A 24,842-nucleotide genomic window follows, 5' to 3' on the forward strand; every position below is an offset into this window, starting at 1 on the left:
ATGGCAGATATCAAGAACTACACCCTAAACTTCGGTCCCCAACACCCTGCAGCCCACGGCGTGCTGCGCCTGGTGCTTGAGTTGGACGGCGAAGTCATCCAGCGTGCCGACCCCCACATCGGCCTGCTGCACCGTGCCACCGAAAAGCTGGCCGAGCAGAAAACCTGGATCCAGAACGTTCCCTACATGGACCGCCTCGACTACGTGTCGATGATGGTCAACGAACACGCGTACGTGATGGCCATCGAGCGCATGCTCGGCCTCGAGGTGCCGGTGCGCGCCCAGTACATCCGCGTGATGTTCGACGAGATCACCCGTCTGCTGAACCACCTGATGTGGATCGGCTCGCACGCGCTGGACGTGGGTGCGATGGCGGTGTTCCTCTACGCGTTCCGTGAACGCGAGGACATGTTCGACATGTACGAGGCGGTGTCCGGTGCGCGCATGCACGCGGCCTACTATCGACCGGGCGGCGTGTACCGCGACCTGCCCGACACGATGCCGCAGTATCGTGCATCGAAGATCCACAACGAGAAGGCCATCAAGGTCATGAACGATGCCCGTTCGGGCTCGTTGCTGGACTTCATCGAGGACTTCACGAACCGATTCCCGACGTATGTCGATGAATATGAGACGCTGCTGACCGATAACCGTATCTGGAAGCAACGTCTGGTCGATATCGGCGTGGTGACTCCCGAGCGTGCACTGCAGATGGGCTTCACCGGTCCGATGCTGCGTGGCTCGGGCATCGAGTGGGACCTGCGCAAGAAGCAGCCCTACGAGGTGTACGACCAGCTCGACTTCGACATCCCGGTGGGTACGGCAGGCGACTGCTACTCGCGCTACCTGGTGCGTGTGGAAGAAATGCGCCAGTCGAACCGGATCATCAAGCAGTGCATCGACTGGCTGCGTCGCAACCCGGGCCCGGTGATCACCGAGAACCACAAGGTGGCACCGCCGTCGCGCGTCGACATGAAGTCGAACATGGAAGAGCTGATCCACCACTTCAAGCTGTTCACCGAAGGCATGCACGTGCCGCCGGGCGAGGCTTATGCGGCGGTGGAGCATCCGAAGGGCGAATTCGGTATCTACGCGATCTCCGACGGTGCGAACAAGCCGTACCGCCTGAAGATTCGTGCCCCGGGCTATGCCCACCTGGCCGCGCTCGACGAGATGGCCAGGGGACACATGATTGCGGATGCGGTCACGATCATCGGTACACAGGACATCGTGTTCGGCGAGATCGACCGCTAAGGGATACCGGCAAGACAGGTAACCCGTCACAGGCCGTTGTCCGGACGACGATCCGGGCGTGTTCGGCCGGCCCCGGCGGTAACGGTGGCGGCAGGCAATGCCTGCAACGGACTGGCAAGGAGTGCAGGGCGCTCCGGGCCGGCAGAACATGGCAGCGACGGCTGCAAACCAGCGAAGCCCCGCAAGATGCGCGGCTGCGCCGTATTACTGCAATGACCATGCTATCAGCAGAAGCTCTCAAGGAAATCGATCGCGCGATCGCGAAGTATCCGACCGACCAGAAGCAGTCGGCCGTGATGGCGGCACTCGCCGTGGCACAGGGCGAGGTGGGCTGGGTTTCCCCCGAAGTCATGCAGTTCGTCGCCAGCTACCTGGAAATGCCGCCTGTGTGGGTGGAAGAGGTGGCCACGTTCTACAACATGTATGACACCAAGCCGGTCGGCAAGTACAAGCTGACCGTCTGCACCAACCTGCCGTGCGCGCTGTCGGGCGGCGACCGGGCTGGCGAATACCTGAAGCGCAAGCTCGGGATCGACTACAACGAAACCACCGCTGACGGCTGCTTCACGCTGAAGGAAGGCGAGTGCATGGGCGCTTGCGGCGACGCACCGGTGATGATCGTCAACAACACCCGCATGTGCAGCTTCATGAGCGACCAGAAGCTCGACGCCCTGGTCGACGAGCTCAAGGCCGAAGCCGCCGCCAAGGGGGACAAGTAACATGACCTCTCTGCACGACCGTCACATCAAGCCGCTGATCCTGGCCGGCCTGGACGGCAAGAACTGGCACCTCGAGGACTACGTCAAGCGTGGTGGCTACAAGCAGCTGCGCCGCATCCTCGAAGGCAAGGTACCCCCCGAGCAGGTGATTGCCGACGTCAAGGCGTCGGGCCTGCGTGGCCGTGGCGGTGCGGGCTTCCCGACCGGCCTGAAGTGGAGCTTCATGCCGCGTACGTTCCCGGGCCAGAAATACCTCGTCTGCAATACCGACGAAGGCGAGCCGGGTACGTTCAAGGATCGCGACATCATCCGCTACAACCCGCATTCGCTGATCGAGGGCATGGCCATCGGCGCGTATGCGATGGGCATCACCGTGGGCTACAACTACATCCACGGCGAGATCTGGAACGAGTACAAGATCTTCGAGGAAGCCCTCGAGGAAGCGCGTGCCGCCGGGTTCCTGGGTGACAACATCCTGGGTTCGGGCTTCAGCTTCCAGCTGCATGCCCACCACGGCTATGGCGCATACATCTGCGGCGAGGAAACCGCGCTGCTCGAATCGCTGGAAGGCAAGAAAGGCCAGCCGCGCTTCAAGCCGCCGTTCCCGGCCAGCTTCGGCCTGTATGGCAAGCCGACCACGATCAACAACACCGAGACGTTCGCCGCGGTGCCGTTCCTGCTGGAAATCGGCCCCGAGGAGTACCTGAAGATCGGCAAGCCGAACAACGGCGGCACCAAGATCTTCTCGATCTCGGGTGACATCGAGCGTCCGGGCAACTACGAAATCCCGCTGGGCACGCCGTTCTCGACGTTGCTCGAGCTGGCTGGCGGCATGCGCGGCGGCAAGCAGATCAAGGCGGTGATCCCGGGCGGCTCGTCCGCGCCGGTGGTGCCGGGCGACCTGATGATGGCGACGACCATGGACTACGACTCGATCGCCAAGGCCGGCTCGATGCTGGGCTCGGGCGCCGTGATCGTGATGGACGAAACGCGTTGCATGGTGCGGTCGCTGCTGCGCCTGTCGTATTTCTACTTTGAAGAATCGTGCGGCCAGTGCACGCCGTGCCGTGAAGGCACCGGCTGGCTCTATCGCATGGTGAATCGTATTGAACACGGAGAAGGCCGCCAGGAAGACCTGGACCTGCTCAATAACGTCGCGGAAAACATCATGGGTCGCACGATTTGCGCGCTCGGCGATGCCGCGGCGATGCCGGTACGCGGCATGCTCAAGCACTACTGGAAAGAGTTCGAATATCACGTCGAACACAAGCAGTGCATGGTCCCGGCCCATTCCTGAAGCGTGGCAGAACATGGTTGAACTCGAGATCGACGGCAAGAAGGTAGAGGTTGCGGAAGGCAGCCTCGTGATGGAAGCAGCCCGCAAGCTGGGCACCTACATCCCGCACTTCTGCTACCACCGCAAACTGTCCATCGCGGCGAACTGCCGCATGTGCCTGGTCGAAGTGGAAAAGGCGCCCAAGGCGCTGCCCGCGTGCGCCACTCCGGTGACGCCCGGCATGAAGGTCTTCACGAACTCCGAAAAGGCCGTCAAGGCCCAGAAGTCCGTGATGGAATTCCTGCTGATCAATCACCCGCTCGACTGCCCGATCTGCGATCAGGGCGGCGAATGCCAGCTGCAGGATCTGGCCGTGGGCTACGGTGCCTCGGAGTCGCGCTACAAGGAAGAAAAGCGCGTGGTGTTCCACAAGAACGTGGGCCCGCTGATCTCCATGGAGGAGATGACCCGCTGCATCCACTGCACCCGCTGCGTGCGCTTTGGCCAGGAAGTGGCCGGCGTGATGGAGCTGGGCATGCTGAACCGCGGCGAGCATTCGGAAATCACGACGTTCGTGGGCCAGACCGTTGATTCGGAACTGTCCGGCAACATGATCGACCTGTGCCCGGTTGGCGCGCTGACCAGCAAGCCGTTCCGCTATTCCGCCCGTACGTGGGAACTCGGCCGCCGCAAGTCGGTGTCGCCGCACGACGGCGTGGGTGCCAACCTCGTGGTCCAGACCAAGAACCAGCGCGTGATGCGCGTGGTGCCGCTGGAAAACGAAGACATCAACGAATGCTGGATCTCGGACAAGGACCGCTTCGCGTATGAAGGCCTGAACAGTGCCGACCGTCTGTCGCGCCCGCTGCTGAAGCAGGGTGGCGAATGGATGGAGACGGACTGGCAGACCGCGCTCGAATACGTGGCGAATGGCCTGGCCAGCATCAAGCGCGACCATGGCGCCGACCAGATCGCCGCCGTGGCCAGCCCCCACAGCACGCTGGAAGAACTGTTCCTGCTGGGCAAGCTCGTACGCGGCCTGGGCAGCGACAATATCGACTTCCGTCTGCGCCAGACCGATTTCTCGGCAGCGCTGAAGGGCGCGCCGTGGCTGGGCCTGCCGGTGGCCGAGGTCACCACGCTGCAACGCGCGCTGGTGATTGGCTCGTCGCTGCGCAAGGATCATCCGCTGCTGGCCTCGCGCCTGCGCCAGGCTGTGAAGAAGGGTGCCCGCGTGACGCTGATCGGTGCCGGCGGTGAAGACCTGCTGATGCCGGTGGCTGCACGTATCGACGTGGCGCCGTCGGGCTGGACTGCCGCACTGGCCGGTGTGGCCCGTGCCGTGGCCGCCTCCAAGGGCGTGGCCGCGCCGGCCGGTACCGATGGCTTCGATGGCGGCGACGCCGCGAAGTCGGTGGCCGAAGCGCTGCTGTCGGGCGAACGCCGTGCGGTGTTCCTCGGCAACGAAGCCGTACGTCATCCGCAATTCTCGGCGCTGCACGCGCTGGCCCAATGGATCGCCACGGAAACGGGTGCGACGCTGGGCTTCCTGACCGAAGCGGCCAACACCGTTGGCGGCTACGTTGCCGGCGCGCTGCCGCAACAGGGTGGTGCCAACGCACAGGCGATGTTCGACGCGCCGCGCCGCGCCTACATCGTGCTGAACGCCGAACCGGAATTCGATACCGCCGATGCGCGCAAGGCCCTGGCCGCGCTGCAACAGGCCGGTACCGTGGTGGTGCTGTCGCCGTTCCGCTCGGAAGCGGCGCTGCAGTACGCCGACGTGATCCTGCCGATCACGCCGTTCACCGAAACCGCCGGTACGTTCGTGAATGCCGAGGGCCGTGCCCAGAGCTTCAACGGCGTGGTCCGTGCGCTGGGCGAAGCGCGTCCGGGCTGGAAGGTCCTGCGCGTGCTGGGCAACCTGCTGGACGTGCCGGGCTTCGACTTCGACACCGCTGAAGCCGTGCGCGATGCCGCGCTGGCCCGCCCGGTGGCGGAGCAGCTGAACAACGCGACCGACGCCGCGATCCGTGTCACGGCTGCAGCCGCGAACGGTGTCGAGCGTATCGCCGATGTGCCGATCTACCACGCCGACCCGATCGTGCGCCGTGCCGATTCGCTGCAACTGACTGCCGCCGCGCGTCGTGCCATGCAGGTGGCGCTGTCGCCGGACCTGTTCGCCAGCCTTGGCGTACAGGCGGGCGATCCGGTGCGCGTGACGCAGGACGGTGCCAGCGTGGTGCTGCCCGCGGCGCTCGAAAAGACGCTGCCGGCCAACACCGTGCGCGTGCCGGCGGCTACCGTGGCCGCGGCTACGCTGGGCGCGCTGTTCGGCAACGTCACTGTTGAAAAAGCCATCGACCTGTCGGCCGGCCAGACCGCCGCGACGGCCACCGTATAAGAAGAGCGAGAAAGCAACATGATCGACTTCATTACCTCGCAGGGCCAGGCCATCTTCGGCAGCGTCTGGACGCCGCTGTGGATCCTGATCCGTGCCGTGGTCATTGTGGTGCCGCTGCTGCTGTGCGTGGCCTACCTGATTCTGTGGGAGCGCAAGCTGATTGGCTGGATGCACGTCCGTATCGGCCCGAACCGCGTGGGTCCGCTGGGCCTGCTGCAGCCGATCGCCGACGTGCTGAAGCTGCTGCTCAAGGAAGTCATGTTCCCGTCGCAGATCAACCGGGGCATGTACCTGGTGGCTCCGCTGATGGTGCTGATGCCCGCGGTGGCGGTGTGGGCCGTGATTCCGTTCCAGGCCGAGGCGGTAATGGCCAACGTGAACGCCGGCCTGCTGTACGTGATGGCCATCAGCTCGGTGGGCGTCTATGGCGTGATCCTGGCTGGCTGGGCCTCGAACTCGAAGTACGCGTTCATCGGCGCCATGCGCGCCGCGGCACAGATGGTGTCGTATGAAATCGCCATGGGCTTCGCGCTGGTGACGGTGCTGATGGTGGCGGGCAGCCTGAACCTGTCGGCGATCGTGAACAGCCAGAACACCGGCTACTTCGCCAACATGGGTCTCAACGTGCTGTCGTGGAACTGGATTCCGCTGCTGCCGATGTTCGCCGTGTACTTCATCTCGGGCGTGGCCGAAACCAACCGCCACCCGTTCGACGTGGTGGAAGGCGAATCGGAAATCGTGGCCGGCCACATGATCGAATACTCGGGCATGACGTTCGCGCTGTTCTTCCTGGCCGAGTACATCAACATGATCGTCATCTCGACGATGACCGCGTTGCTGTTCCTCGGTGGCTGGGCGCCGCCGTTCTCGAGCTTCATCACCAATGCGATCCCGGGCTTCTTCTGGCTCGTGATCAAGGTTTTCCTGCTGCTGTCGGTATTCATCTGGATTCGCGCCTCGTTCCCGCGTTACCGCTATGACCAGATCATGCGTCTGGGCTGGAAGATTTTCATTCCGCTGACCGTGGGGTGGCTGATCATTGTGGCGATCTGGATCAAGTCGCCGTGGAACATCTGGCACTAAAAGGCCTGGCGACGGTGCGCCGCCCAAGAGGGCAGGGCGCACCGCGCGGAAATACTTAGGAAGCAATCGTCATGCTGCTCGCCATCAAGGACTTCTTCAACAGCCTGCTCCTGAAGGAACTCTTCAAGGGCATGGCACTGACCGGCCGCTATCTCTTCGCGCGCAAGATCACTGTCCAGTTCCCGGAAGAGAAGACGCCGATGTCGCCGCGTTTCCGCGGCCTGCACGCACTGCGCCGCTACCCGAACGGGGAAGAGCGTTGCATTGCATGCAAGCTGTGCGAAGCGGTGTGCCCGGCCATGGCCATCACGATCGAGTCGGACGCACGTAACGACGGCACGCGCCGTACCACGCGCTACGACATCGACCTGACCAAGTGCATTTTCTGCGGCTTCTGCGAAGAAGCCTGCCCGGTCGACGCAATCGTCGAGACGCATATTCTCGAGTATCACGGCGAGAAGCGCGGCGACCTGTACTTCACCAAGGACATGCTGCTGGCAGTGGGCGACCGCTACGAGCCGCAGATCGCCGCGGCCAAGGCCGCGGACGCGAAGTACCGCTAAGGCGCATCGACGTACCGGCGTACCAACGTATCAGCAGGGCGAGGGCAGGGCACGCAGTGGCCCGCCCCCGCAAGTGAAATTGAATCGGTCCCGCAAGGGGCCACCAGAAGGATGCCGCGCAGCGAGGGCAACCCCGGGAGGGTGCTGGCGACGCGCGGCCCAGAGAGGATCCGATAGGGACCATGGAACTCACGACCACCATCTTCTATGTCTTTGCGTTGGTGCTGGTGCTGTCCGCACTGAAAGTCATCACCGCGAAGAACCCGGTGCATTCCGCACTGTTCCTCGTCCTGGCGTTCTTTACCGCCGCGGCCATCTGGCTGATCCTGAAGGCAGAATTCCTCGCCATCCTGCTCGTGCTGGTCTACGTTGGCGCCGTGATGGTGCTGTTCCTGTTCGTGGTGATGATGATCGATATCGACATCGAGCACCTGCGCCGGGATTTCTGGACCTACGTGCCGATGGCCTCGGTCGTTGGCGCGCTGATCATTGCCGAAATGGCCATCGTGCTGGTGCGCAACTTCGTCGGTACCACCAACGCGGTGCTGCCGGCCGGCGCGCAGGATCCGAACTACTCGAACACTGCCGCACTGGGCAAGCTGATCTACACGGACTACGTGTACGCGTTTGAAGTGGCCGGCATCATCCTGCTGGTGGCAATCATCGCAGCCGTCGCGCTGACGCTGCGCCGCCGCAAGGATGTCAAGGCACAGGATGTGGGCGCCCAGCTGCGCGTACGCCGCGACGAGCGCGTGCGCATGGTGAAAATGCCGGCCGAGGGCCGGGCCGAAGCGGAAGCCACGGCAACCGCCAACAAGAACTAAGCCCGGAGAACCTCGCTGTGTTGTCTCTCGCCCACTTTCTCGTCCTCGGTGCCATCCTGTTCGCGATCAGCATCGTTGGCATCTTCCTGAACCGCAAGAACGTCATCGTGCTGCTGATGGCGCTCGAACTGATGCTGCTTGCGGTCAATATGAACTTCGTCGCCTTCTCGCACTACATGGGCGACCTGGCCGGACAGGTTTTCGTTTTCTTCATCCTTACGGTGGCCGCCGCCGAGTCGGCAATCGGTCTGGCAATCCTGGTCGTGCTGTTCCGTAACCTGGACACGATCAACGTTGACGACATGGATACCCTGAAGGGCTGACATGAACGTCCACGTCAAGAACCAAGACTGCTCCCTGACCGCACACCAATAAGCGTCCTATGGCAACCACGCTCAACCCCAACCTGCTGCTGGCGATTCCGCTGGCGCCGCTCGCCGGCGCCGCGATAGCCGGCCTGTTCGGCACCAAGTTCTTCGGCACGTTTTCCTCGGAGTCGCGCGGCGGCCGGATCGTGGCCCACTCGGTGACGATCCTCGGTGTCGCCATCGCCTTCGTGCTCTCGCTGCTGGTGCTGCGTGACGTGCTCGATGGCGCCGGCTACAACGCCACCGTCTACGACTGGATGACCATCGGCTCGCTGAAGCTCGAAGTCGGCTTCCTGGTCGACTCGCTGACCGCGATGATGATGGTCGTGGTGACCTTCGTTTCGCTGATGGTGCACATCTACACCGTCGGCTACATGCAAGGGGACCCCGGCTACAACCGCTTCTTCGCCTACATCTCGCTGTTCACCTTCTCGATGCTGATGCTGGTGATGAGCAACAACTTCCTGCAGCTGTTCTTCGGCTGGGAAGCTGTGGGCCTGGTGTCGTACCTGCTGATCGGCTTCTGGTACACGCGTCCGACCGCGATCTTCGCCAACATGAAGGCGTTCCTGGTCAACCGCGTGGGCGACTTCGGCTTCATCCTGGGCATTGGCCTGCTGCTGGCCTACAGCGGCAGCATGAACTACACCGACGTGTTCGGCCAGCGCGAGCAACTGGCGGCCGTGATCTTCCCGGGCACCGACTGGCTGATGATCACCGTGGCGTGCATCTGCCTGTTCATCGGCGCGATGGGCAAGTCGGCGCAGTTCCCGCTGCACGTCTGGCTGCCTGACTCGATGGAAGGCCCGACCCCGATCTCGGCACTGATCCACGCGGCAACCATGGTGACCGCCGGCATCTTCATGGTGGCGCGCATGTCGCCGCTGTTCGAACTGTCGGATACCGCGCTGTCGTTCGTGCTGGTGATCGGCGCGATCACTGCGCTGTTCATGGGCTTCCTGGGCATCATCCAGAACGACATCAAGCGCGTGGTGGCTTACTCGACGCTGTCGCAGCTGGGCTACATGACCGTGGCACTGGGCGCGTCGGCCTACTCGGTCGCCGTGTTCCACCTGATGACCCACGCGTTCTTCAAGGCACTGCTGTTCCTTGGCGCCGGTTCGGTGATCATCGGCATGCACCATGACCAGGACATCCGCAACATGGGCGGCCTGCGCAAGTACATGCCGATCACGTGGATCACTTCGCTGGTGGGTTCGCTGGCGCTGATCGGCACGCCGTTCTTCTCGGGCTTCTACTCGAAGGACTCGATCATCGAGGCCGTGGCGGAATCGCACCTGGCCGGTTCGGGCTTTGCGTACTTCGCCGTGCTGGCTGGCGTGTTCGTGACCGCGTTCTACTCGTTCCGCATGTACTTCCTGGTGTTCCACGGTGAAGAGCGCTGGGGCAAGGCCCACGCCCACGAAGATCACCACGAGGAAGAAGAGGAGTCGCATGGCGACGACCATCACCATGGCCTGGCCGCCGGCGAGAAGCCGCACGAGTCGCCGTGGGTGGTGACGCTGCCGCTGGTGCTGCTGGCCATCCCGTCGGTGATCGTGGGCGCCATCGCCATCGAGCCGATGCTGTTCGGTGACTTCTTCAAGCACGGCGTGGCATTCAAGGACGTGATCTTCGTTGGCGAGAATCACCACGCCATGGAAGAGCTGAAGGAAGCGTTCCACGGCTGGGTGCCGATGGCGATCCATTCGCTGACGACCCCGGTACTGTGGCTGGCCATCGCCGGCGTGGTGCTGTCGTGGTTCTTCTACATGAAGCGCCCGGATATCCCCGAAGCGATCAAGCAGCGTTTCTCGGGTGTCTACAAGCTGCTGGACAACAAGTACTACATGGATGCGTTCAACCAGGCAGTGTTTGCCCGCGGTGCGCGCCTGCTGGGTACCGGCCTGTGGAAGGGCGGCGACCAGAGCTTTATCGACGGCCTGTTCGTCAATGGTTCGGCTCGCGTGGTGGCTTCGTTCGCCGCGGCCAGCCGTTACATCCAGTCCGGCTATATCTACCATTACGCTTTCGCGATGATTATCGGCATGCTGGTGCTCCTGACGCTGACGGTCACTGGCGTGATAGGCACCAAGTGATAGGCACCAAGTAAGGAAAACAAAGAAATGGTTCTGTCTCTCGCAATCTGGCTGCCAATCTTCTTCGGCCTGCTGGTATTGATGTTCGGTTCCGACCGCAGCAAGTGCTTCGTGCGCTGGATGTCGCTGTTTGGCGCCGTCGCCAGCTTCGTGGTGACGCTGCCGCTGGTCTTCCACTTCGATACTTCCACTGCCGCCATGCAGTTCGTCGAACAGGCGAACTGGATCGACCGCTTCAACATTGCCTACCACCTGGGTGTGGACGGCATCTCGATGTGGTTCGTGGTGCTGACCGCGTTCATCACCGTGATCGTCGTGATCTCGGCCTGGGAAGTGATCACCGAACGTGTGGCTGAGTACATGGCCGCGTTCCTGATCCTGTCGGGCCTGATGGTCGGCGTGTTCTGCGCGCTGGACGGCATGCTGTTCTACGTGTTCTTCGAAGCCACGCTGATCCCGATGTACATCATCATCGGTGTCTGGGGTGGTCCGAACCGCGTGTACGCCGCATTCAAGTTCTTCCTCTACACGCTGCTCGGCTCGCTGCTGACACTGGTCGCGCTGCTGTACCTGTACAACAAGACCGGTTCGTTCGACATCCTGGCCTGGCACCAGGCCAAGCTGACGTTCGAAGAGCAGGTCCTGATCTTCCTGGCGTTCTTCATGGCTTTCGCCGTGAAGGTGCCGATGTGGCCGGTGCATACCTGGCTGCCCGATGCCCACGTGGAAGCACCGACCGGTGGTTCCGTGGTGCTGGCCGCGATCATGCTGAAGCTGGGCGCCTACGGTTTCCTGCGGTTCTCGCTGCCGATCGCCCCGGATGCCAGCCACTACCTGGCGCCGTTCATCATCACGATCTCGCTGATCGCGGTGATCTACATCGGCCTCGTGGCGCTGGTACAGGCCGACATGAAGAAGCTGGTGGCGTACTCGTCGATTGCCCACATGGGTTTCGTGACGCTGGGCTTCTTCATCTTCAACGACATCGGCATCGAAGGCGGCATCATCCAGATGATCTCGCACGGTTTCGTGTCGGGCGCGATGTTCCTGTGCATCGGCGTGCTGTATGACCGCGTGCACTCGCGCCAGATCGCCGACTACGGCGGTGTGGTGAACGTGATGCCGAAGTTCGCCGCATTCTCGGTGTTCTTCGCCATGGCCAACTGCGGCCTGCCGGCAACGTCGGGCTTCGTGGGCGAATTCATGGTGATCCTGGGTGCCGTCAAGTTCAACTTCTGGATCGGCCTGCTGGCCGCCACGGCACTGATCTTCGGCGCGGCCTACTCGCTGTGGATGGTCAAGCGCGTGATCTTCGGCGACATCGTGCACCAGCATGTGCGCGAACTGCTGGACCTGAACAAGCGTGAATTCGTGATGCTTGGCCTGCTGGCCATCCTGACGCTGTACATGGGCCTGTACCCGAAACCCTTCACCGATGTGATGCACGCCTCGGTGGTGAACCTGCTGTCCCACGTGGCACAGTCCAAGCTGTAAGCGGGGGAGAGAAATCAACATGCAATCGTCCTCTAGCCTGGCGCCGGTCGCGCCAATCATCTTCCTGGCGATCGCCATCGCGGCGATCAACTGGATCGACCTGGCGCGCGGCAAGGCCCGCTCGAGCGTGGCGTACCCGCTCTCGCTGCTGACCACGCTGGTGCTGACCGTATGGTTCGCGCTGAACGCGGCCAACGGCGAAACGCACTACGCATTCGCCAACCTGGTCGTGATCGACCCGATGGCCAACGTGCTGTCGGCGTTCTGTTCGCTGGGCATGCTGCTGACGCTGGTCTACACGCGCAACTACCTCGGTGAGCGCGACATGTACGCCGGCGAGTTCTACATGCTCGCGCTGTTCACGCTTGGCGGCCAGATCGTGATGATCACCGGCAACAACTTCCTGACGCTGTACCTGGGCCTGGAACTGCTGTCGCTGTCGTCGTACGCACTGGTGGCGCTGCGCCGCGATTCGCGCGTGACGTCGGAATCGGCCATCAAGTACTTCGTGCTCGGTGCGCTGGCTTCGGGCTTCCTGCTCTACGGCATGTCGATGATGTACGGCGCCACGGGCTCGCTGAACCTGGGCGAAGTGTTCCGCGTGGTCGAGTCGGGCCGCGTCAACACGACAATGCTGGCCTTCGGCGTGGTGTTCATCGTGGCTGGCCTGTCGTTCAAGCTTGGCGCCGCACCGTTCCACATGTGGATTCCGGACATCTACCAGGGTTCGCCGACCGCGGTGACGCTGCTGATTGCCGCCGGTCCGAAGGTTGCCGCCTTCGCGCTGATCATGCGCGTGCTGGTGGAAGGCCTGCTCCCGCTGGCCACCGATTGGCAGACGATGCTGGTGGTGCTGTCGATTGCCTCGCTGGCGATCGGCAACCTGACCGCGATCGTGCAGACCAACCTGAAGCGGATGCTGGCTTACTCGACCATCTCGCACATGGGCTTCATCCTGCTGGGCATGCTGTCCGGCGTGGTGGCTGGCCAGGCGGATGGCGCGGCCAATGCGTACAGCTCGTCGATGTTCTACTCGATCACGTACATGCTGACCACGCTCGGCACGTTCGGCCTGATCCTGATCCGTACGCGCCGCGGTTTCGAAGCCGAGACGCTGGAAGACCTGAAGGGCATGTCGCGCCGTCATCCGTGGTTTGCGCTGCTGATGCTGGTGATGATGTTCTCGATGGCCGGCATTCCGCCGACCGTGGGCTTCTACGCCAAGCTGGCCGTGCTGCAGGCCGTGGTCAAGGCCGGCATGAGCTGGCTGGCCGTGGTGGCCGTGGTGTTCTCGCTGATCGGCGCGTTCTACTACCTGCGCATCGTGAAGCTGATGTACTTCGATGCCCCGGTTGGCGAAGAGCCGCTGGAAGCATCTACCGGCCTGCGTTCGGTGCTGAGCCTGAACGGGTTGGCCGTGATCCTGCTGGGCCTGTTCCCGGCTGCGCTGATGAACCTGTGCTACCAGGCCATCCGCGCGACGCTGGCATCGTGATTGCATAAGCCAAAGGTGACGATATGAGTTCCTCGGCGGGCGGCTGGTTTGTCATTCTGCTGGCACTGGTTTGTGCCAACCTGCCGTTCGTCAACCAGCGCCTGTTCGCGGCGGTGGGCCTCAAGTGGGCCCGCAAGCCGCTGTGGCTGCGCGCGGTGGAACTGGTCGTCTGCTACGCGGTGGCCGGCCTGGCCGGCTTTGCGGTGGAAGCAAGCCTTGGCAATGCTTTCCCGCAGGGCTGGCAGTTCTATGCCATTACCGCCTGCATGATGCTGGTGTTTGCCTTTCCAGGCTTCACCTGGCAATACCTGGTCAAACATCGTACGGCCTGAGGGCTTGCCAGCTCCGGGCCCGTGCCTTACCCGGAGCGTTCATGACCGACAAGACTTCCGCAACATCGTCCGCGCAATCGTCCACGCAAGAGGACGATCATCTCCGCGAAACGCCGGTAGCCTCGGCGACCATCCACCGCGGTAAATTCCTGACCCTCAAACACGATATCGTGCGCCTGCCCGACGGCAAGCAGGCCGCGCGCGAGTACGTGCTGCATCCGGGCGCGGTCATGATGATTCCGCTGTTCGACGATGGCACGGTGCTGATGGAACGCCAGTTCCGTTATCCGGTGGGCGAGGTCATGCTCGAATTCCCGGCCGGCAAGCTCGATCCGGAAGAGGGCGCGCTGCGCTGCGGCCAGCGCGAACTGATCGAGGAAACCGGCTACACCGCGCAACGCTGGGACTACCTGACCCGCATCCACCCGGTAATTTCCTATTCGACCGAATTCATCGACCTGTTCCTGGCGCGCGACCTGACGGCCGGCGAATCGAAACTCGACGACGGTGAATTCCTGGAGACCTTCATCACGCCCGTGGGGCAGGTGATCGACTGGGTTCGGCAAGGCCGGATCACCGATGTGAAGACGATCATCGGTGCGTTCTGGCTCGAGAAGATCGCCTCGGGGGCATGGCAGCCGGGCGAACTGGCCGAACCGCCGTTCCCGGCCGCCCGGGCGGCCGGCTGAAATGCCACTTTGCTGCTAAGCTTGCTGCGGCTGCCGACAGGGGTTTTCCCTTGGTTTGGCAGGCCGGAGCAGTGCGTTTGGCGCGATTGTGTTTTGCACGCATCCTGCCAGGCGAAAACGGTCGCGAAAAAAATTAGCACGACCGTTCACAAAATTTCGATTCACGGCTAACATTGCCCCGACGGGCTGGAAAGATCATGAAGGTGCTCGACCTGCGCTGTGCGCAAGACCATCGTTTCGAGGGCTGGTTCGCCTCGGAGGAAGATGCGCAATCGCAGATCGCGCGCGATCTCGTCCAATGTCCGGTCTGTGGCGACCATGCGGTCAGCCGCCTGCCCAGCGCACCGCGCCTGAATCTTTCAGGGGCCACCGCGAAGCCGGCGCCGACGCAGGCCCGCAACGGCGATGAAGGCAAGGCCGACGCGCAGCAGATGATGCAGGCGCTGCAGGCGCACTACCTGAAGGCCGTGCGGCAGGTGCTGGCGCAGACCGAGGACGTGGGAGACCGCTTCGTGGAAGAAGCGCGGCGCATGCATTACGAGGAGGCACCCGAGCGCGGCATCCGCGGTTCGGCAACCCCCGAGGACGTGCAGGCGCTGGCCGACGAGGGTATCGACACCTTTCCGCTCATCGTGCCCGATGCATTGAAGCAGACGGCCCACTGAACAAGCATCCTGTGCCCGGTTCTACCAGCGCAGCGATGCGCAGGTAAAACAAACGGCCGGCGCCCGCCGGCACCACCAATGGAGACGGGCATGGATCTCAACTACTCGGCGGCCGACAACGCCTTCCGTCAGGAAGTGCGCAGCTGGCTCGAAGCCAACCTGCCGGCGGATATCCGCGGCAAGGTTCTCAACCACCGCCGTCCCAACCGCGACGACCTCGTGCTCTGGCACAAGACGCTGGCCGGCAAGGGCTGGTCGGCGCCGCACTGGCCGGTCGAGTTTGGTGGCACGGGCTGGAACGCCACGCAGCGCCATATCTGGGACGAGGAAAATGCCCGCGTCGGCGCGCCCGGCGTGCTGCCGTTCGGCGTGGCCATGGTGGCGCCGGTGATCATGAAGTACGGCAATGCCGAGCAGAAGTCGTACTACCTGCCGCGTATCCTCGATTGCACCGACTGGTGGTGCCAGGGCTATTCGGAGCCGGGTTCGGGTTCCGACCTGGCGTCGCTGAAGACGCGCGCCGAACTGACCTCGGACGGCAAGCACTACATCGTGAACGGCCAGAAGACCTGGACCACGTTGGGCCAGCACGCCGACATGATCTTCTGCTTGGTGCGCACCGACCCGGAAGCCAAGAAGCAGGAAGGCATCTCGTTCCTGCTGATCGACATGAAGACCCCGGGCATCACCGTGCGCCCGATCATCATGCTCGACGAAGAGCATGAAGTGAACGAGGTGTTCTTCGACAACGTCCAGGTGCCGGTCGAGAACCGCGTTGGTGAAGAAAACCGTGGCTGGACGTACGCCAAGTACCTGCTCGGCCACGAGCGTACCGGCATTGCCCGCGTGGGTGCCTCGAAGCGCGAACTGGGCTTCCTGAAGCGCGTGGCCCGCCAGCAGCAGAAGAACGGCAAGCCGCTGCTGGAGGATCCGGTGTTCGGCGCCAAGGTGGCCGCACTGGAAATCGAACTGATGGCACTCGAGATCACGGTGCTGCGCGTGGTGTCGAGCGAAGCGGCCGGCAAGGGCCCTGGCCCCGAGGCCTCGATGCTCAAGATCAAGGGCACCGAGATCCAGCAGATGCTGACCGAACTGATGGTCGAAGCCGTCGGCCCGTATGCCCAGCCGTTCGATACGGCCTACCTCGAGTGCGAGCACGAACACTCGGTGACCGGCTACGACGACGCCGCGCCGCTGGCCGCGTTCTACTTCAACTACCGCAAGACGTCGATCTACGGTGGTTCCAACGAAATCCAAAAGAACATCATCAGCCAGATGATTCTGGGGCTGTGAGGAGACACGCAACATGAACTTCAATCTCAGCGACGAACAGAAGCAACTGGCCGACGCGATCCGCCGCTTTGTCGAGAAAAGCTACGATTTCGAATCGCGCAAGAAGAACATCAAGACCGATGCCGGCTACGGCGAGCAGGCCTGGGGCGCGCTGGTCGAACTGGGCCTGACCGCGCTGCCGGTGCCCGAAGCGCAGGGCGGTTTCTCGGGTACGGCCGTCGACATGATGGTGGTACAGGAGCAACTGGGCCGCGGCCTGGTCGTGGAACCGTACTTCGCCACCGTGGTGGCCGCGCATGCGCTGAAGGTGGCCGGTGGTCAGGAAGCGCTGCTCGAGCAGGTGGCCGGCGGTGAACTGAAGCTGGCCACGGCGTTCAACGAGCCCCAGGCGCGCTATGAACTGAACAACGTGACCGTGACGGCCAAGGGCGGCAAGCTCAATGGCCGCAAGGTGGTGGTGATCCACGGCGCCCAGGCCGACAAGCTCGTGGTGTCGGCGCGCACCGGTGGCGGCCAGTCCGATCGCGACGGCATCTCCGTGTTCGTGGTCGATACCAAGGGCGCGGGCGTCAGCGTCAAGGACTACCGAACGATCGACAACCTGCGCGCCGCCGACGTGACCTTCACGGACGCCCCGGCCACGCTGATCGGCACCGAAGGCAAGGGCTACGAAGTGGTCGAGGCCACGGCGGACTACGCCGCCGTGCTGCTGTGCGCCGAAGCGGTTGGCGTGATGGACACGCTGAACGCCGCCACGCTCGAATACGCGAAGACGCGCCAGCAGTTCGGCGTGCCCATCGCACGGTTCCAGGCGCTGCAGCATCGCATGGTCGAGATGTTCATCCATGCCGAGCAGTCGCGCTCGATCACGCTGCTGGCTGCTGCGCAATTCGAGGCGGCCAGCCCCGAGGAGCGCCGCCGCTATGTGTCCGCCGCCAAGGCGCGCGTGGGCCAGGCAGCCCGCTCGGTGGGCCAGGAGGCGGTGCAGATCCACGGCGGCATGGGTGTGACCGACGAATTGCCGGCCGCGCACATGTTCAAGCGGCTGACGCTGATCAACACGACGTTTGGCGATGTGGACCACCATCTGGGCCGCTTCGCCAGCCAGGCTGGCTTCCAGGAAGCCGCCTGATCGAACCGTATGACCCTGAACCGCGCCGGCGACCCCGAGCGCGGTTTTTTGCTTTGGAGCCCCCATGTCGGACAAGATGTATTTCGAAGACTATGTCGTTGGCAGCGAGATTCCGCTCGGCAGCTATCACGTGACCGAGGAAGAGATCATCGCGTTTGCGCGCCAGTACGACCCGCAACCGTTCCATGTAGACAAAGAGGCCGCGCAGAAGAGCATCTATGGCGGGTTGATATCGAGTGGCTGGATGACGTGCGGCATCATCATGCGGCTGCTGGTACAGTCGATGGGTGACCGCTCGACCAGCATGGGCTCGCCCGGCGTGGACGAGGTCCGCTGGATCAAGCCGGTCTACGCCGGCGACACGCTGACCGCCGTGCTGAAGATACTGGAGGCCCGTCCGTCGGGCTCGAAGCCCGACCGTGGCGTGGTGCTGACCCAGTGGGTGGCCAGCAACCAGAAGGGCGAGCTGGTCTGCACGGTCAAAGGCATGGGCATGTACAAGCGTCGCCCGGCCTGACTTGTAACCTTCACAACAGCAACGCAGGAGACAACTAACATGCGTACCATCGCATCGCTGGAAGAGCTGGAAACCCTTCAGGGCCAGGAAGTGGCCATCAGCGACTGGTTCGAGATCACGCAGCAGCAGGTGAACCTGTTTGCCGAGGCCACCGGCGACCACCAGTGGATTCACGTCGACGTCGAGCGCGCAAAGCGTGAATCGCCGTTCGGTGCCCCGATTGCGCACGGCTTCCTGACCTTGTCCCTGCTGCCGCAGTTCATGCACAACGCGATCCATATGGAAGGCGTCAAGATGGGCGTCAACTACGGCCTGAACCGTGTGCGATTCACCTCGCCGGTGCCGGTCGGCAGCCGGCTGCGCGGACGCGTGAAGCTGCTCAAGGTCGAGCGGCTCGAGCCGGCCGGGAACGGACTGGTCGGGGCGCAGTCGACCTGGGAAGTCACGATCGAGCGCGAGGGTAGCGAGCGCCCGGTCTGCGTGGCGGAATCGATCAGCCGACGCTATTCGTAAGAAGTCCATGCACCAGGGAAGGGGCCGCTAGAACGCGGCCCCTTTCTTTTGTCCAGAAGATTCATCGACAAACAGATGATCACGCCATGACTGTTTCCTTCGCGCGACACCTGCAAGCATTGTCCGATTAAAAGAACAGTGTTTCCGTTGTGTTTGGGTTTACCCGCAATGTTGCGTTGCGGTACAGTCGCGCCCACGATGTTTTAAGTAATGCGATATCCGCTCGGAGACCGCTCTCGCTGCGCTGGCGTGACGGTCAAAAGCAGGCGGAAATCGCGTGGACATCGTGACACAACGCTTGTCCCGGTGGCTGCTCCGAACCGGGAACGATCGCAGTTCAGGCAGTCGGTTACCTCAGCGCACGCTTCCGCCCCCGGCGTTTCGCGCACGCAGTCGTCAGTTGCTGTCCAGCCGCGCTCATGGCGTTGCCCGGCCGCATGGTCCGCAGGCGTTTGCATCGCCCTTTTCGCACGCGCCACTTGGACACGTCCCCGGTTTTCCCCAGCCCAGCCAGCCTGTTGCCTTGTGCAGCGGGTGGCGGTGCCACGCTTGTGCACAGGCGTGGCGCAACCAGACCGTCGTGACATGAAGACACCAACAATGCCGCGCCTGACGCGGTTCCTGCCTTGCCTTGGCCTGCTCCTGCTGGCCGGCTGCGACTTCGCGCTGATGAACCCGAAAGGGCAGGTCGGCGTGGACATCAAGGGCATCATCCTGATTGCCACCTGGCTGATGCTGCTGGTCGTGGTACCAGTGATCATCCTGACGATCGTGTTCGCGTGGAAGTATCGCGCCAGCAACAAGTCGGCCACCTATGATCCCGACTGGTCGCACTCGACCCGGATCGAAGTGGTGGTATGGCTGATCCCGTGCCTGATCATCATCGCGCTGGGCATCATCACCTGGAAGTCGTCGCACGATCTCGACCCGTACAAGCCGCTCGAATCGAACGTCAAGCCGGTTACCGTCGAAGCCGTGGCGATGAACTGGAAATGGCTGTTCATCTATCCGGAACTGAAGATCGCGACGGTCAACCAGCTGGCACTGCCGGTCGGCACCCCGGTGAACTTCAAGATCACGTCGGATTCGATCATGAATTCGTTCTTCATCCCGCAACTGGGTAGCCAGGTCTACGCCATGGCCGGGATGGAAACCAAGCTGCACCTCATCGCCAATGAAGCCGGCACGTTCGACGGCATGTCCGCCAACTACAGCGGCGGCGGCTTCTCGGGCATGAAATTCAAGGCCATCGCCATGTCGAACTTCGAGTTCGACAAGTGGGTGGAGCAGGTGCGCGCGTCCAGCAAACAGCTCGCTTCGGAGGACTACAAGGTCCTGGCCAAGCCGAGCGAGGCAGAACCGGTGACGTACTTCGGCCGCGTCGAAGACGGTCTGTTCACCGGTGTCCTGCACCAGTACATGGGCCACGACGGCCGTGCGGTCGCCCGCGAAGGTTTCGATGGCGGTCCGGTCTGCACGTCGCGTAACACGCTCGGCGAAGAGCGTGTGTCCCTGACCACGCCGGCCACGCCGGCCGTGGGCGCGCAAATCTAGGAGCAATGATGTTTGGCAAATTGAGTTTGTCGGCGATTCCGTTTCATGAGCCGATCATCATGGTCACACTGACCGCCGTCGCCCTTGGCGGGCTGGCGCTGCTCGGTGCGATCTCGTATTTCAAGAAGTGGGGTTACCTGTGGACCGAGTGGATTACCTCGGTCGACCACAAGCGCATCGGCATCATGTACTCGCTGGTGGCGCTGATCATGCTGCTGCGCGGCTTTGCCGACGCGATCATGATGCGTACCCAACTGGCGGTGGCCACCAATGGCGCCACCGGTTTCCTGCCGCCCGAGCACTATGACCAGGTGTTCACGGCCCACGGCGTGATCATGATCTTCTTCGTGGCCATGCCGCTGATGACGGGCCTGATGAACCTCGTGGTGCCGCTGCAGATCGGCGCGCGCGACGTGGCGTTCCCGTTCCTGAACACGCTGAGCTTCTGGCTGTTCGTGGCCGGCGCGCTGCTGGTGAACGTGTCGCTGGGCGTTGGTGAATTCGCGCGTACCGGCTGGCTGGCCTACCCGCCGCTGTCGGGCCTGGACTACAGCCCTGGCGTGGGGGTGGACTACTACCTCTGGTCGTTGCAGATCTCAGGGCTGGGCACGTTGCTGACCGGCGTGAACTTCCTGGTGACGATCCTGAAGATGCGCGCCCCGGGCATGACGCTGATGCGCATGCCGGTGTTCACCTGGACCGTGCTGTGCACCAACGTGCTGATCGTGGCCGCCTTCCCGGTGCTGACGGTGTCGCTGGCACTGCTGGGCCTGGACCGCTACTTCGACATGCACTTCTTCACGAACGATGGCGGCGGTAACGCCATGATGTACGTGAACCTGATCTGGATCTGGGGCCACCCCGAGGTCTACATCCTGGTGCTGCCGGCATTCGGCATCTTCTCGGAAATCATTGCCACGTTCTCGGGCAAGAAGCTGTTCGGCTACAAGTCGATGGTGTACGCGACCAGCGCGATCATGGTGCTGTCGTTCATCGTGTGGCTGCACCACTTCTTCACGATGGGCTCCGGCGCCAACGTGAATGCGTTCTTCGGCATCACGACGATGATCATCTCGATCCCGACCGGCGTGAAGATCTTCAACTGGCTGTTCACGATGTACCGTGGCCGCGTGCAATTCACGTCGCCGGTGCTGTGGACGCTGGGCTTCATGATCACGTTCGTGATCGGTGGCATGACCGGCGTGCTGATGGCCGTGCCGGCTGCCGACTTCGTGCTGCACAACAGCCTGTTCCTGATCGCCCACTTCCACAACGTGATCATCGGCGGTGTGCTGTTCGGCTACCTGGCCGGCATCACCTACTGGTGGCCGAAGGCGTTCGGCTTCAAGCTGAACGAACGCCTGGGCAAGTGCGCGTTCTGGTGCTGGATCGTCGGTTTCTACTTCGCGTTCATGCCGCTGTACGTGCTGGGCCTGATGGGCATGACCCGTCGCCTGAACCACACCAACAACCCGGAATGGACGCCCTGGCTGCATCTGGCCGTGGTGGGCGTGGTGTTCGTGGCGCTGGGCATCTTCTTCCAGGTGCTGCAGATCGTGGTGTCGATCCGCGACCGCAAGAAGCTGGCCGACGTGACTGGCGACCCGTGGGGTGGCCGTACGCTGGAATGGGCCACTTCGTCGCCGCCGCCGTTCTACAACTTCGCGCACACCCCGGTGGTGCGTGACCTGGACGCGTTCACCGACATGAAGGCGCGTGGCGAGACCATGCGCACCGACGGCTTCGAGCAGATCCATATGCCGAAGAACACGGCTGCCGGCTTCTACATGGGTGCCTGGAGCCTGGCGCTGGGCTTCGCGCTGGTCTGGCACATCTGGTGGCTTGCCGCCGTGGGCCTGGTGGGCATGGTGGTGGCGTTCATCCGCCGCGCCAACGATGACCACATCGACTACTACGTGCCGGCCTCCGAGGTCGAGCAAATCGAAACGCGCTATCAGCAGCGCATTGCTGCCCAGGGCTGATAACCATGTCGACAGAAGTTCTTGACCGCTTTGGGGCGCAAGCCCCCGCGCATGCGCACTCGCACGACGAGGCGCACGACCACGCCCATCACGACACCAGCGAGAACACGATCTTCGGGTTCTGGCTGTACCTGATGAGCGACTGCATCCTGTTCGCGTGCCTGTTCGCCGCGTTCGCCGTCCTGCGCGGCGAAGTGGCGGGTGGCCCGTCGGGCAAGGAGCTGTTCGAGCTCAACTACGTGCTCGTGGAAACCGCCATCCTGCTGTTCTCGTCGATCACCTATGGCTTTGCCATGGTGTCGCTGCAGAACCAGCAGAAGGGCCGCGTGATGTTCTGGCTGTTCGTGACGTTCCTGCTTGGCGCCGGCTTCATGGCGATGGAAATCAACGAATTCGCGCACCTGATCCATGAAGGCGCCGGCCCAAGCCGCAGCGCGTTCCTGTCGTCGTTCTTCACGCTAGTGGGTACTCACGGCCTGCACGTGGCGAGCGGCATGGTGTGGATGCTGGTGCTGATGTACCAGCTGTCGAAGAAGGGCCTGACCCCGGCCGTGTCCAAGCGCCTGAACTGCCTCAGCCTGTTCTGGCACTTTCTGGACGTGGTCTGGATTGGTGTGTTCACCGTCGTCTACCTGATGGGAGCAATGTAAATGGCACAGCAACACGCTACGACCGCCCACGGCGCGTCGCATGGCCACAGCAGCGTCAAGTCGTATGTGATCGGCTTCGTGCTGGCAGTGATCCTGACCGTGATCCCGTTCAAGATCGTGATGGACGGCTCGATCGATCGTGCCACCACGCTCTGGATCATCCTCGGCATGGCCGTGGTCCAGATCATCGTGCACCTGAAGTACTTCCTGCACCTGGACGGTACCGACGGCCAGCGCTGGAACGTGATGGCGCTGCTGTTCACGGTATTGATCCTGTTCATCGTGCTGGCCGGTTCGCTCTGGATCATGCACAACATGAACGCCAACATGATGCCGTGGATGTCGAAGTAAGCTTCCTCGCATGCTGTTGAAGAACGGGACCCCCAGGGGTCCCGTTTTTTTTTGCTTGCCGGACAAGTGGCATTCGAACGGTGCGCACGGCACCGATCGCACCCCGGCATGCACCGCTTCGTTGCCATGCACGCTGCCGGTGCACAGCCGCCTTCATCGGGCTTCACCAGCCTGGCACCGACATGGTGCGTCGCATTCTTCCCTTCGCCGATTTGTCACGTCGCCGTTGCCCCCAGCCATGGCACGCTAGTTGCAGAAGCATCACCCGGGGTGCGTAGTCCCTAATCACACACGACAAACTGGACGAACTGGGAGCTGCAATGAAACGACGTGACATGCTGAAGCTGTCGGCGGTAGCCGCCGCGGCGATGATCGGTACCAGCCCGCTGATGGCGCAAACCAAGGAACCGATCAAGATCGGCATCCTGCACTCGCTGTCGGGCACGATGGCCATCTCCGAGACGTCGCTCAAGGACGTGGCGCTGATGACGATCGACGAGATCAACAAGAGCGGTGGCGTGCTGGGCCGCAAGCTCGAGCCCGTGGTGGTGGACCCCGCGTCGAACTGGCCGCTGTTCGCCGAAAAGGCCCGTCAGCTGATCACCAAGGACAAGGTTGCCGTGACGTTCGGTTGCTGGACATCGGTGTCGCGCAAGTCGGTGCTCCCGGTCTATGAAGAGACCAACGCGCTGCTGTTCTACCCGGTGCAGTACGAAGGCGAGGAAATGTCGAAGAACGTGTTCTACACGGGCGCGGCACCGAACCAGCAGGCGATCCCGGCCGTGGAATACCTGATGAGCAAGGAAGGCGGCGGTGCCAAGCGCTTCTTCCTGCTGGGTACCGACTACGTCTATCCGCGTACCACCAACAAGATCCTGCGCGCGTTCCTGAAGAGCAAGGGCGTTGCCGACAAGGATATCGAAGAGGTCTACACCCCGTTCGGCCATAGCGACTACCAGACCATCGTCGCCAACATCAAGAAGTTCTCGCAGGGCGGCAAGACGGCCGTGATCTCGACCATCAACGGCGATTCGAACGTGCCGTTCTACAAGGAACTGGGCAACGCCGGGCTGAAGGCCAAGGACGTGCCGGTGGTGGCGTTCTCGGTGGGTGAAGAGGAACTGCGCGGCATCGACACCAAGCCGCTGGTGGGCCATCTGGCCGCATGGAACTACTTCATGTCGGTCAAGAATCCTGAGAACGATGCGTTCAAGAAGCAATGGGCGGCTTGGGTCAAGGCCAACAACCTGCCCGGCGGCGACAAGCGCGTGACCAACGATCCGATGGAAGCCACCTACGTCGGCATCCATATGTGGGCCCAGGCCGTGAAGAAGGCCGGTACGACCGATGTGGACAAGGTCCGCGCGGCCATGTACGGCCAGACCTTCAAGTCGCCGGACGGCTTCACCCTGACGATGGGCGACAACCATCACCTCTACAAGCCGGTGATGATCGGCGAAGTCAAGGGTGACGGCCAGTTCAACGTGGTCTGGAAGACGCCGAAGCCGATCCGTGCACAACCGTGGAGCCCGTTCATCGCGGGTAACGAAGGCAAGGCCGACAAGGTCGGCGGCAACTAAGCCAG

23 protein-coding genes are annotated in these 24,842 nt (G+C 62.7%); all 23 read left to right on the top strand.

Going from position 1 to position 24,842, the window contains the following annotated elements; genetic code table 11:
• Complete coding sequence (locus ACO550_RS11845) at positions 1 to 1,254, top strand: NADH-quinone oxidoreductase subunit D (RefSeq protein WP_315592155.1); 1,254 nt, start codon at positions 1 to 3, stop codon at positions 1,252 to 1,254.
• Positions 1,255 to 1,472: 218 nt separating this feature from the next.
• Positions 1,473 to 1,973: an NADH-quinone oxidoreductase subunit NuoE gene (gene nuoE, locus ACO550_RS11850; protein ID WP_066739034.1), complete on the top strand. Its 501-nt coding sequence runs from the start codon at positions 1,473 to 1,475 to the stop codon at positions 1,971 to 1,973.
• Between the two features lies 1 nt (position 1,974).
• On the top strand, positions 1,975 to 3,270 hold the full coding sequence (nuoF, locus tag ACO550_RS11855; protein ID WP_315592154.1) for an NADH-quinone oxidoreductase subunit NuoF: 1,296 nt from the start codon (positions 1,975 to 1,977) through the stop codon (positions 3,268 to 3,270).
• 13 nt (positions 3,271 to 3,283) lie between these two features.
• Positions 3,284 to 5,653 carry an NADH-quinone oxidoreductase subunit NuoG gene (gene nuoG / locus ACO550_RS11860; protein ID WP_315592153.1) on the top strand — a complete coding sequence of 790 codons (2,370 nt, stop codon included), beginning with the start codon at positions 3,284 to 3,286 and terminating at the stop codon, positions 5,651 to 5,653.
• Positions 5,654 to 5,671: 18 nt separating this feature from the next.
• On the top strand, positions 5,672 to 6,736 hold the full coding sequence (gene nuoH, locus ACO550_RS11865) for an NADH-quinone oxidoreductase subunit NuoH (RefSeq protein ID WP_315592152.1): 1,065 nt from the start codon (positions 5,672 to 5,674) through the stop codon (positions 6,734 to 6,736).
• Between the two features lie 74 nt (positions 6,737 to 6,810).
• A complete protein-coding gene (nuoI, locus tag ACO550_RS11870) occupies positions 6,811 to 7,299 on the top strand; it encodes an NADH-quinone oxidoreductase subunit NuoI (protein ID WP_315592294.1) in 489 nt (162 codons plus the stop codon).
• Between the two features lie 182 nt (positions 7,300 to 7,481).
• Positions 7,482 to 8,123: an NADH-quinone oxidoreductase subunit J gene (locus ACO550_RS11875; protein ID WP_315592151.1), complete on the top strand. Its 642-nt coding sequence runs from the start codon at positions 7,482 to 7,484 to the stop codon at positions 8,121 to 8,123.
• Between the two features lie 17 nt (positions 8,124 to 8,140).
• The gene (gene nuoK, locus ACO550_RS11880; protein WP_029050842.1) at positions 8,141 to 8,446 is read left to right on the top strand and encodes an NADH-quinone oxidoreductase subunit NuoK; all 306 of its coding nucleotides are present in this window, start codon (positions 8,141 to 8,143) and stop codon (positions 8,444 to 8,446) included.
• Between the two features lie 59 nt (positions 8,447 to 8,505).
• Positions 8,506 to 10,590 (top strand): NADH-quinone oxidoreductase subunit L, encoded by a 2,085-nt coding sequence (gene nuoL / locus ACO550_RS11885; protein WP_315592150.1) that lies wholly within the window; start codon positions 8,506 to 8,508, stop codon positions 10,588 to 10,590.
• A 27-nt stretch (positions 10,591 to 10,617) separates the two neighbouring features.
• Positions 10,618 to 12,084 carry an NADH-quinone oxidoreductase subunit M gene (locus ACO550_RS11890; RefSeq protein WP_315592149.1) on the top strand — a complete coding sequence of 489 codons (1,467 nt, stop codon included), beginning with the start codon at positions 10,618 to 10,620 and terminating at the stop codon, positions 12,082 to 12,084.
• A 19-nt stretch (positions 12,085 to 12,103) separates the two neighbouring features.
• Positions 12,104 to 13,579 carry an NADH-quinone oxidoreductase subunit NuoN gene (gene nuoN, locus ACO550_RS11895; protein ID WP_315592148.1) on the top strand — a complete coding sequence of 492 codons (1,476 nt, stop codon included), beginning with the start codon at positions 12,104 to 12,106 and terminating at the stop codon, positions 13,577 to 13,579.
• 23 nt (positions 13,580 to 13,602) lie between these two features.
• On the top strand, positions 13,603 to 13,911 hold the full coding sequence (locus tag ACO550_RS11900; RefSeq protein WP_315592147.1) for a DUF2818 family protein: 309 nt from the start codon (positions 13,603 to 13,605) through the stop codon (positions 13,909 to 13,911).
• A gap of 41 nt (positions 13,912 to 13,952) precedes the next feature.
• The gene (locus ACO550_RS11905; RefSeq protein WP_315592146.1) at positions 13,953 to 14,600 is read left to right on the top strand and encodes an NUDIX domain-containing protein; all 648 of its coding nucleotides are present in this window, start codon (positions 13,953 to 13,955) and stop codon (positions 14,598 to 14,600) included.
• Positions 14,601 to 14,797: 197 nt separating this feature from the next.
• Positions 14,798 to 15,265, top strand: coding sequence for a DUF1178 family protein (locus tag ACO550_RS11910; RefSeq protein ID WP_315592145.1), 468 nt, complete (start codon positions 14,798 to 14,800; stop codon positions 15,263 to 15,265).
• A 90-nt stretch (positions 15,266 to 15,355) separates the two neighbouring features.
• Positions 15,356 to 16,558: an acyl-CoA dehydrogenase family protein gene (locus ACO550_RS11915; protein WP_315592144.1), complete on the top strand. Its 1,203-nt coding sequence runs from the start codon at positions 15,356 to 15,358 to the stop codon at positions 16,556 to 16,558.
• A 13-nt stretch (positions 16,559 to 16,571) separates the two neighbouring features.
• On the top strand, positions 16,572 to 17,690 hold the full coding sequence (locus ACO550_RS11920; RefSeq protein WP_315592143.1) for an acyl-CoA dehydrogenase family protein: 1,119 nt from the start codon (positions 16,572 to 16,574) through the stop codon (positions 17,688 to 17,690).
• A gap of 64 nt (positions 17,691 to 17,754) precedes the next feature.
• Positions 17,755 to 18,207 carry a MaoC/PaaZ C-terminal domain-containing protein gene (locus tag ACO550_RS11925; protein WP_315592142.1) on the top strand — a complete coding sequence of 151 codons (453 nt, stop codon included), beginning with the start codon at positions 17,755 to 17,757 and terminating at the stop codon, positions 18,205 to 18,207.
• A 39-nt stretch (positions 18,208 to 18,246) separates the two neighbouring features.
• Entirely contained in the window at positions 18,247 to 18,720 is a 474-nt protein-coding gene (locus ACO550_RS11930) for a MaoC/PaaZ C-terminal domain-containing protein (RefSeq protein WP_315592141.1), read from the top strand.
• A gap of 585 nt (positions 18,721 to 19,305) precedes the next feature.
• On the top strand, positions 19,306 to 20,274 hold the full coding sequence (gene cyoA, locus ACO550_RS11935; protein WP_315592140.1) for a ubiquinol oxidase subunit II: 969 nt from the start codon (positions 19,306 to 19,308) through the stop codon (positions 20,272 to 20,274).
• 8 nt (positions 20,275 to 20,282) lie between these two features.
• Complete coding sequence (gene cyoB / locus ACO550_RS11940) at positions 20,283 to 22,256, top strand: cytochrome o ubiquinol oxidase subunit I (protein ID WP_315592293.1); 1,974 nt, start codon at positions 20,283 to 20,285, stop codon at positions 22,254 to 22,256.
• A 5-nt stretch (positions 22,257 to 22,261) separates the two neighbouring features.
• The gene (gene cyoC, locus ACO550_RS11945; RefSeq protein ID WP_315592139.1) at positions 22,262 to 22,906 is read left to right on the top strand and encodes a cytochrome o ubiquinol oxidase subunit III; all 645 of its coding nucleotides are present in this window, start codon (positions 22,262 to 22,264) and stop codon (positions 22,904 to 22,906) included.
• Positions 22,907 to 23,257, top strand: a complete 351-nt coding sequence (cyoD, locus tag ACO550_RS11950; RefSeq protein ID WP_315592138.1) for a cytochrome o ubiquinol oxidase subunit IV — start codon at positions 22,907 to 22,909, stop codon at positions 23,255 to 23,257.
• A 320-nt stretch (positions 23,258 to 23,577) separates the two neighbouring features.
• Positions 23,578 to 24,837, top strand: a complete 1,260-nt coding sequence (gene urtA, locus ACO550_RS11955; protein ID WP_315592137.1) for an urea ABC transporter substrate-binding protein — start codon at positions 23,578 to 23,580, stop codon at positions 24,835 to 24,837.
• The last annotated feature ends 5 nt before the right edge of the window (positions 24,838 to 24,842 follow it).

The organism is Cupriavidus sp. (assembly GCF_057315035.1).

Excerpts from the sequence above, each read along its gene's own strand:
- ACO550_RS11845 (WP_315592155.1), top strand. The coding sequence starts at position 1 with ATGGCAGATATCAAGAACTACACCCTAAACTTCGGTCCCCAACACCCT.
- nuoE (WP_066739034.1), top strand. The coding sequence starts at position 1,473 with ATGCTATCAGCAGAAGCTCTCAAGGAAATCGATCGCGCGATCGCGAAG.
- nuoF (WP_315592154.1), top strand. The coding sequence starts at position 1,975 with ATGACCTCTCTGCACGACCGTCACATCAAGCCGCTGATCCTGGCCGGC.
- nuoG (WP_315592153.1), top strand. The coding sequence starts at position 3,284 with ATGGTTGAACTCGAGATCGACGGCAAGAAGGTAGAGGTTGCGGAAGGC.
- nuoH (WP_315592152.1), top strand. The coding sequence starts at position 5,672 with ATGATCGACTTCATTACCTCGCAGGGCCAGGCCATCTTCGGCAGCGTC.
- ACO550_RS11875 (WP_315592151.1), top strand. The coding sequence starts at position 7,482 with ATGGAACTCACGACCACCATCTTCTATGTCTTTGCGTTGGTGCTGGTG.
- nuoL (WP_315592150.1), top strand. The coding sequence starts at position 8,506 with ATGGCAACCACGCTCAACCCCAACCTGCTGCTGGCGATTCCGCTGGCG.
- ACO550_RS11890 (WP_315592149.1), top strand. The coding sequence starts at position 10,618 with ATGGTTCTGTCTCTCGCAATCTGGCTGCCAATCTTCTTCGGCCTGCTG.
- nuoN (WP_315592148.1), top strand. The coding sequence starts at position 12,104 with ATGCAATCGTCCTCTAGCCTGGCGCCGGTCGCGCCAATCATCTTCCTG.
- ACO550_RS11900 (WP_315592147.1), top strand. The coding sequence starts at position 13,603 with ATGAGTTCCTCGGCGGGCGGCTGGTTTGTCATTCTGCTGGCACTGGTT.
- ACO550_RS11905 (WP_315592146.1), top strand. The coding sequence starts at position 13,953 with ATGACCGACAAGACTTCCGCAACATCGTCCGCGCAATCGTCCACGCAA.
- ACO550_RS11910 (WP_315592145.1), top strand. The coding sequence starts at position 14,798 with ATGAAGGTGCTCGACCTGCGCTGTGCGCAAGACCATCGTTTCGAGGGC.
- ACO550_RS11915 (WP_315592144.1), top strand. The coding sequence starts at position 15,356 with ATGGATCTCAACTACTCGGCGGCCGACAACGCCTTCCGTCAGGAAGTG.
- ACO550_RS11920 (WP_315592143.1), top strand. The coding sequence starts at position 16,572 with ATGAACTTCAATCTCAGCGACGAACAGAAGCAACTGGCCGACGCGATC.
- ACO550_RS11925 (WP_315592142.1), top strand. The coding sequence starts at position 17,755 with ATGTCGGACAAGATGTATTTCGAAGACTATGTCGTTGGCAGCGAGATT.
- ACO550_RS11930 (WP_315592141.1), top strand. The coding sequence starts at position 18,247 with ATGCGTACCATCGCATCGCTGGAAGAGCTGGAAACCCTTCAGGGCCAG.
- cyoA (WP_315592140.1), top strand. The coding sequence starts at position 19,306 with ATGAAGACACCAACAATGCCGCGCCTGACGCGGTTCCTGCCTTGCCTT.
- cyoB (WP_315592293.1), top strand. The coding sequence starts at position 20,283 with ATGTTTGGCAAATTGAGTTTGTCGGCGATTCCGTTTCATGAGCCGATC.
- cyoC (WP_315592139.1), top strand. The coding sequence starts at position 22,262 with ATGTCGACAGAAGTTCTTGACCGCTTTGGGGCGCAAGCCCCCGCGCAT.
- cyoD (WP_315592138.1), top strand. The coding sequence starts at position 22,907 with ATGGCACAGCAACACGCTACGACCGCCCACGGCGCGTCGCATGGCCAC.
- urtA (WP_315592137.1), top strand. The coding sequence starts at position 23,578 with ATGAAACGACGTGACATGCTGAAGCTGTCGGCGGTAGCCGCCGCGGCG.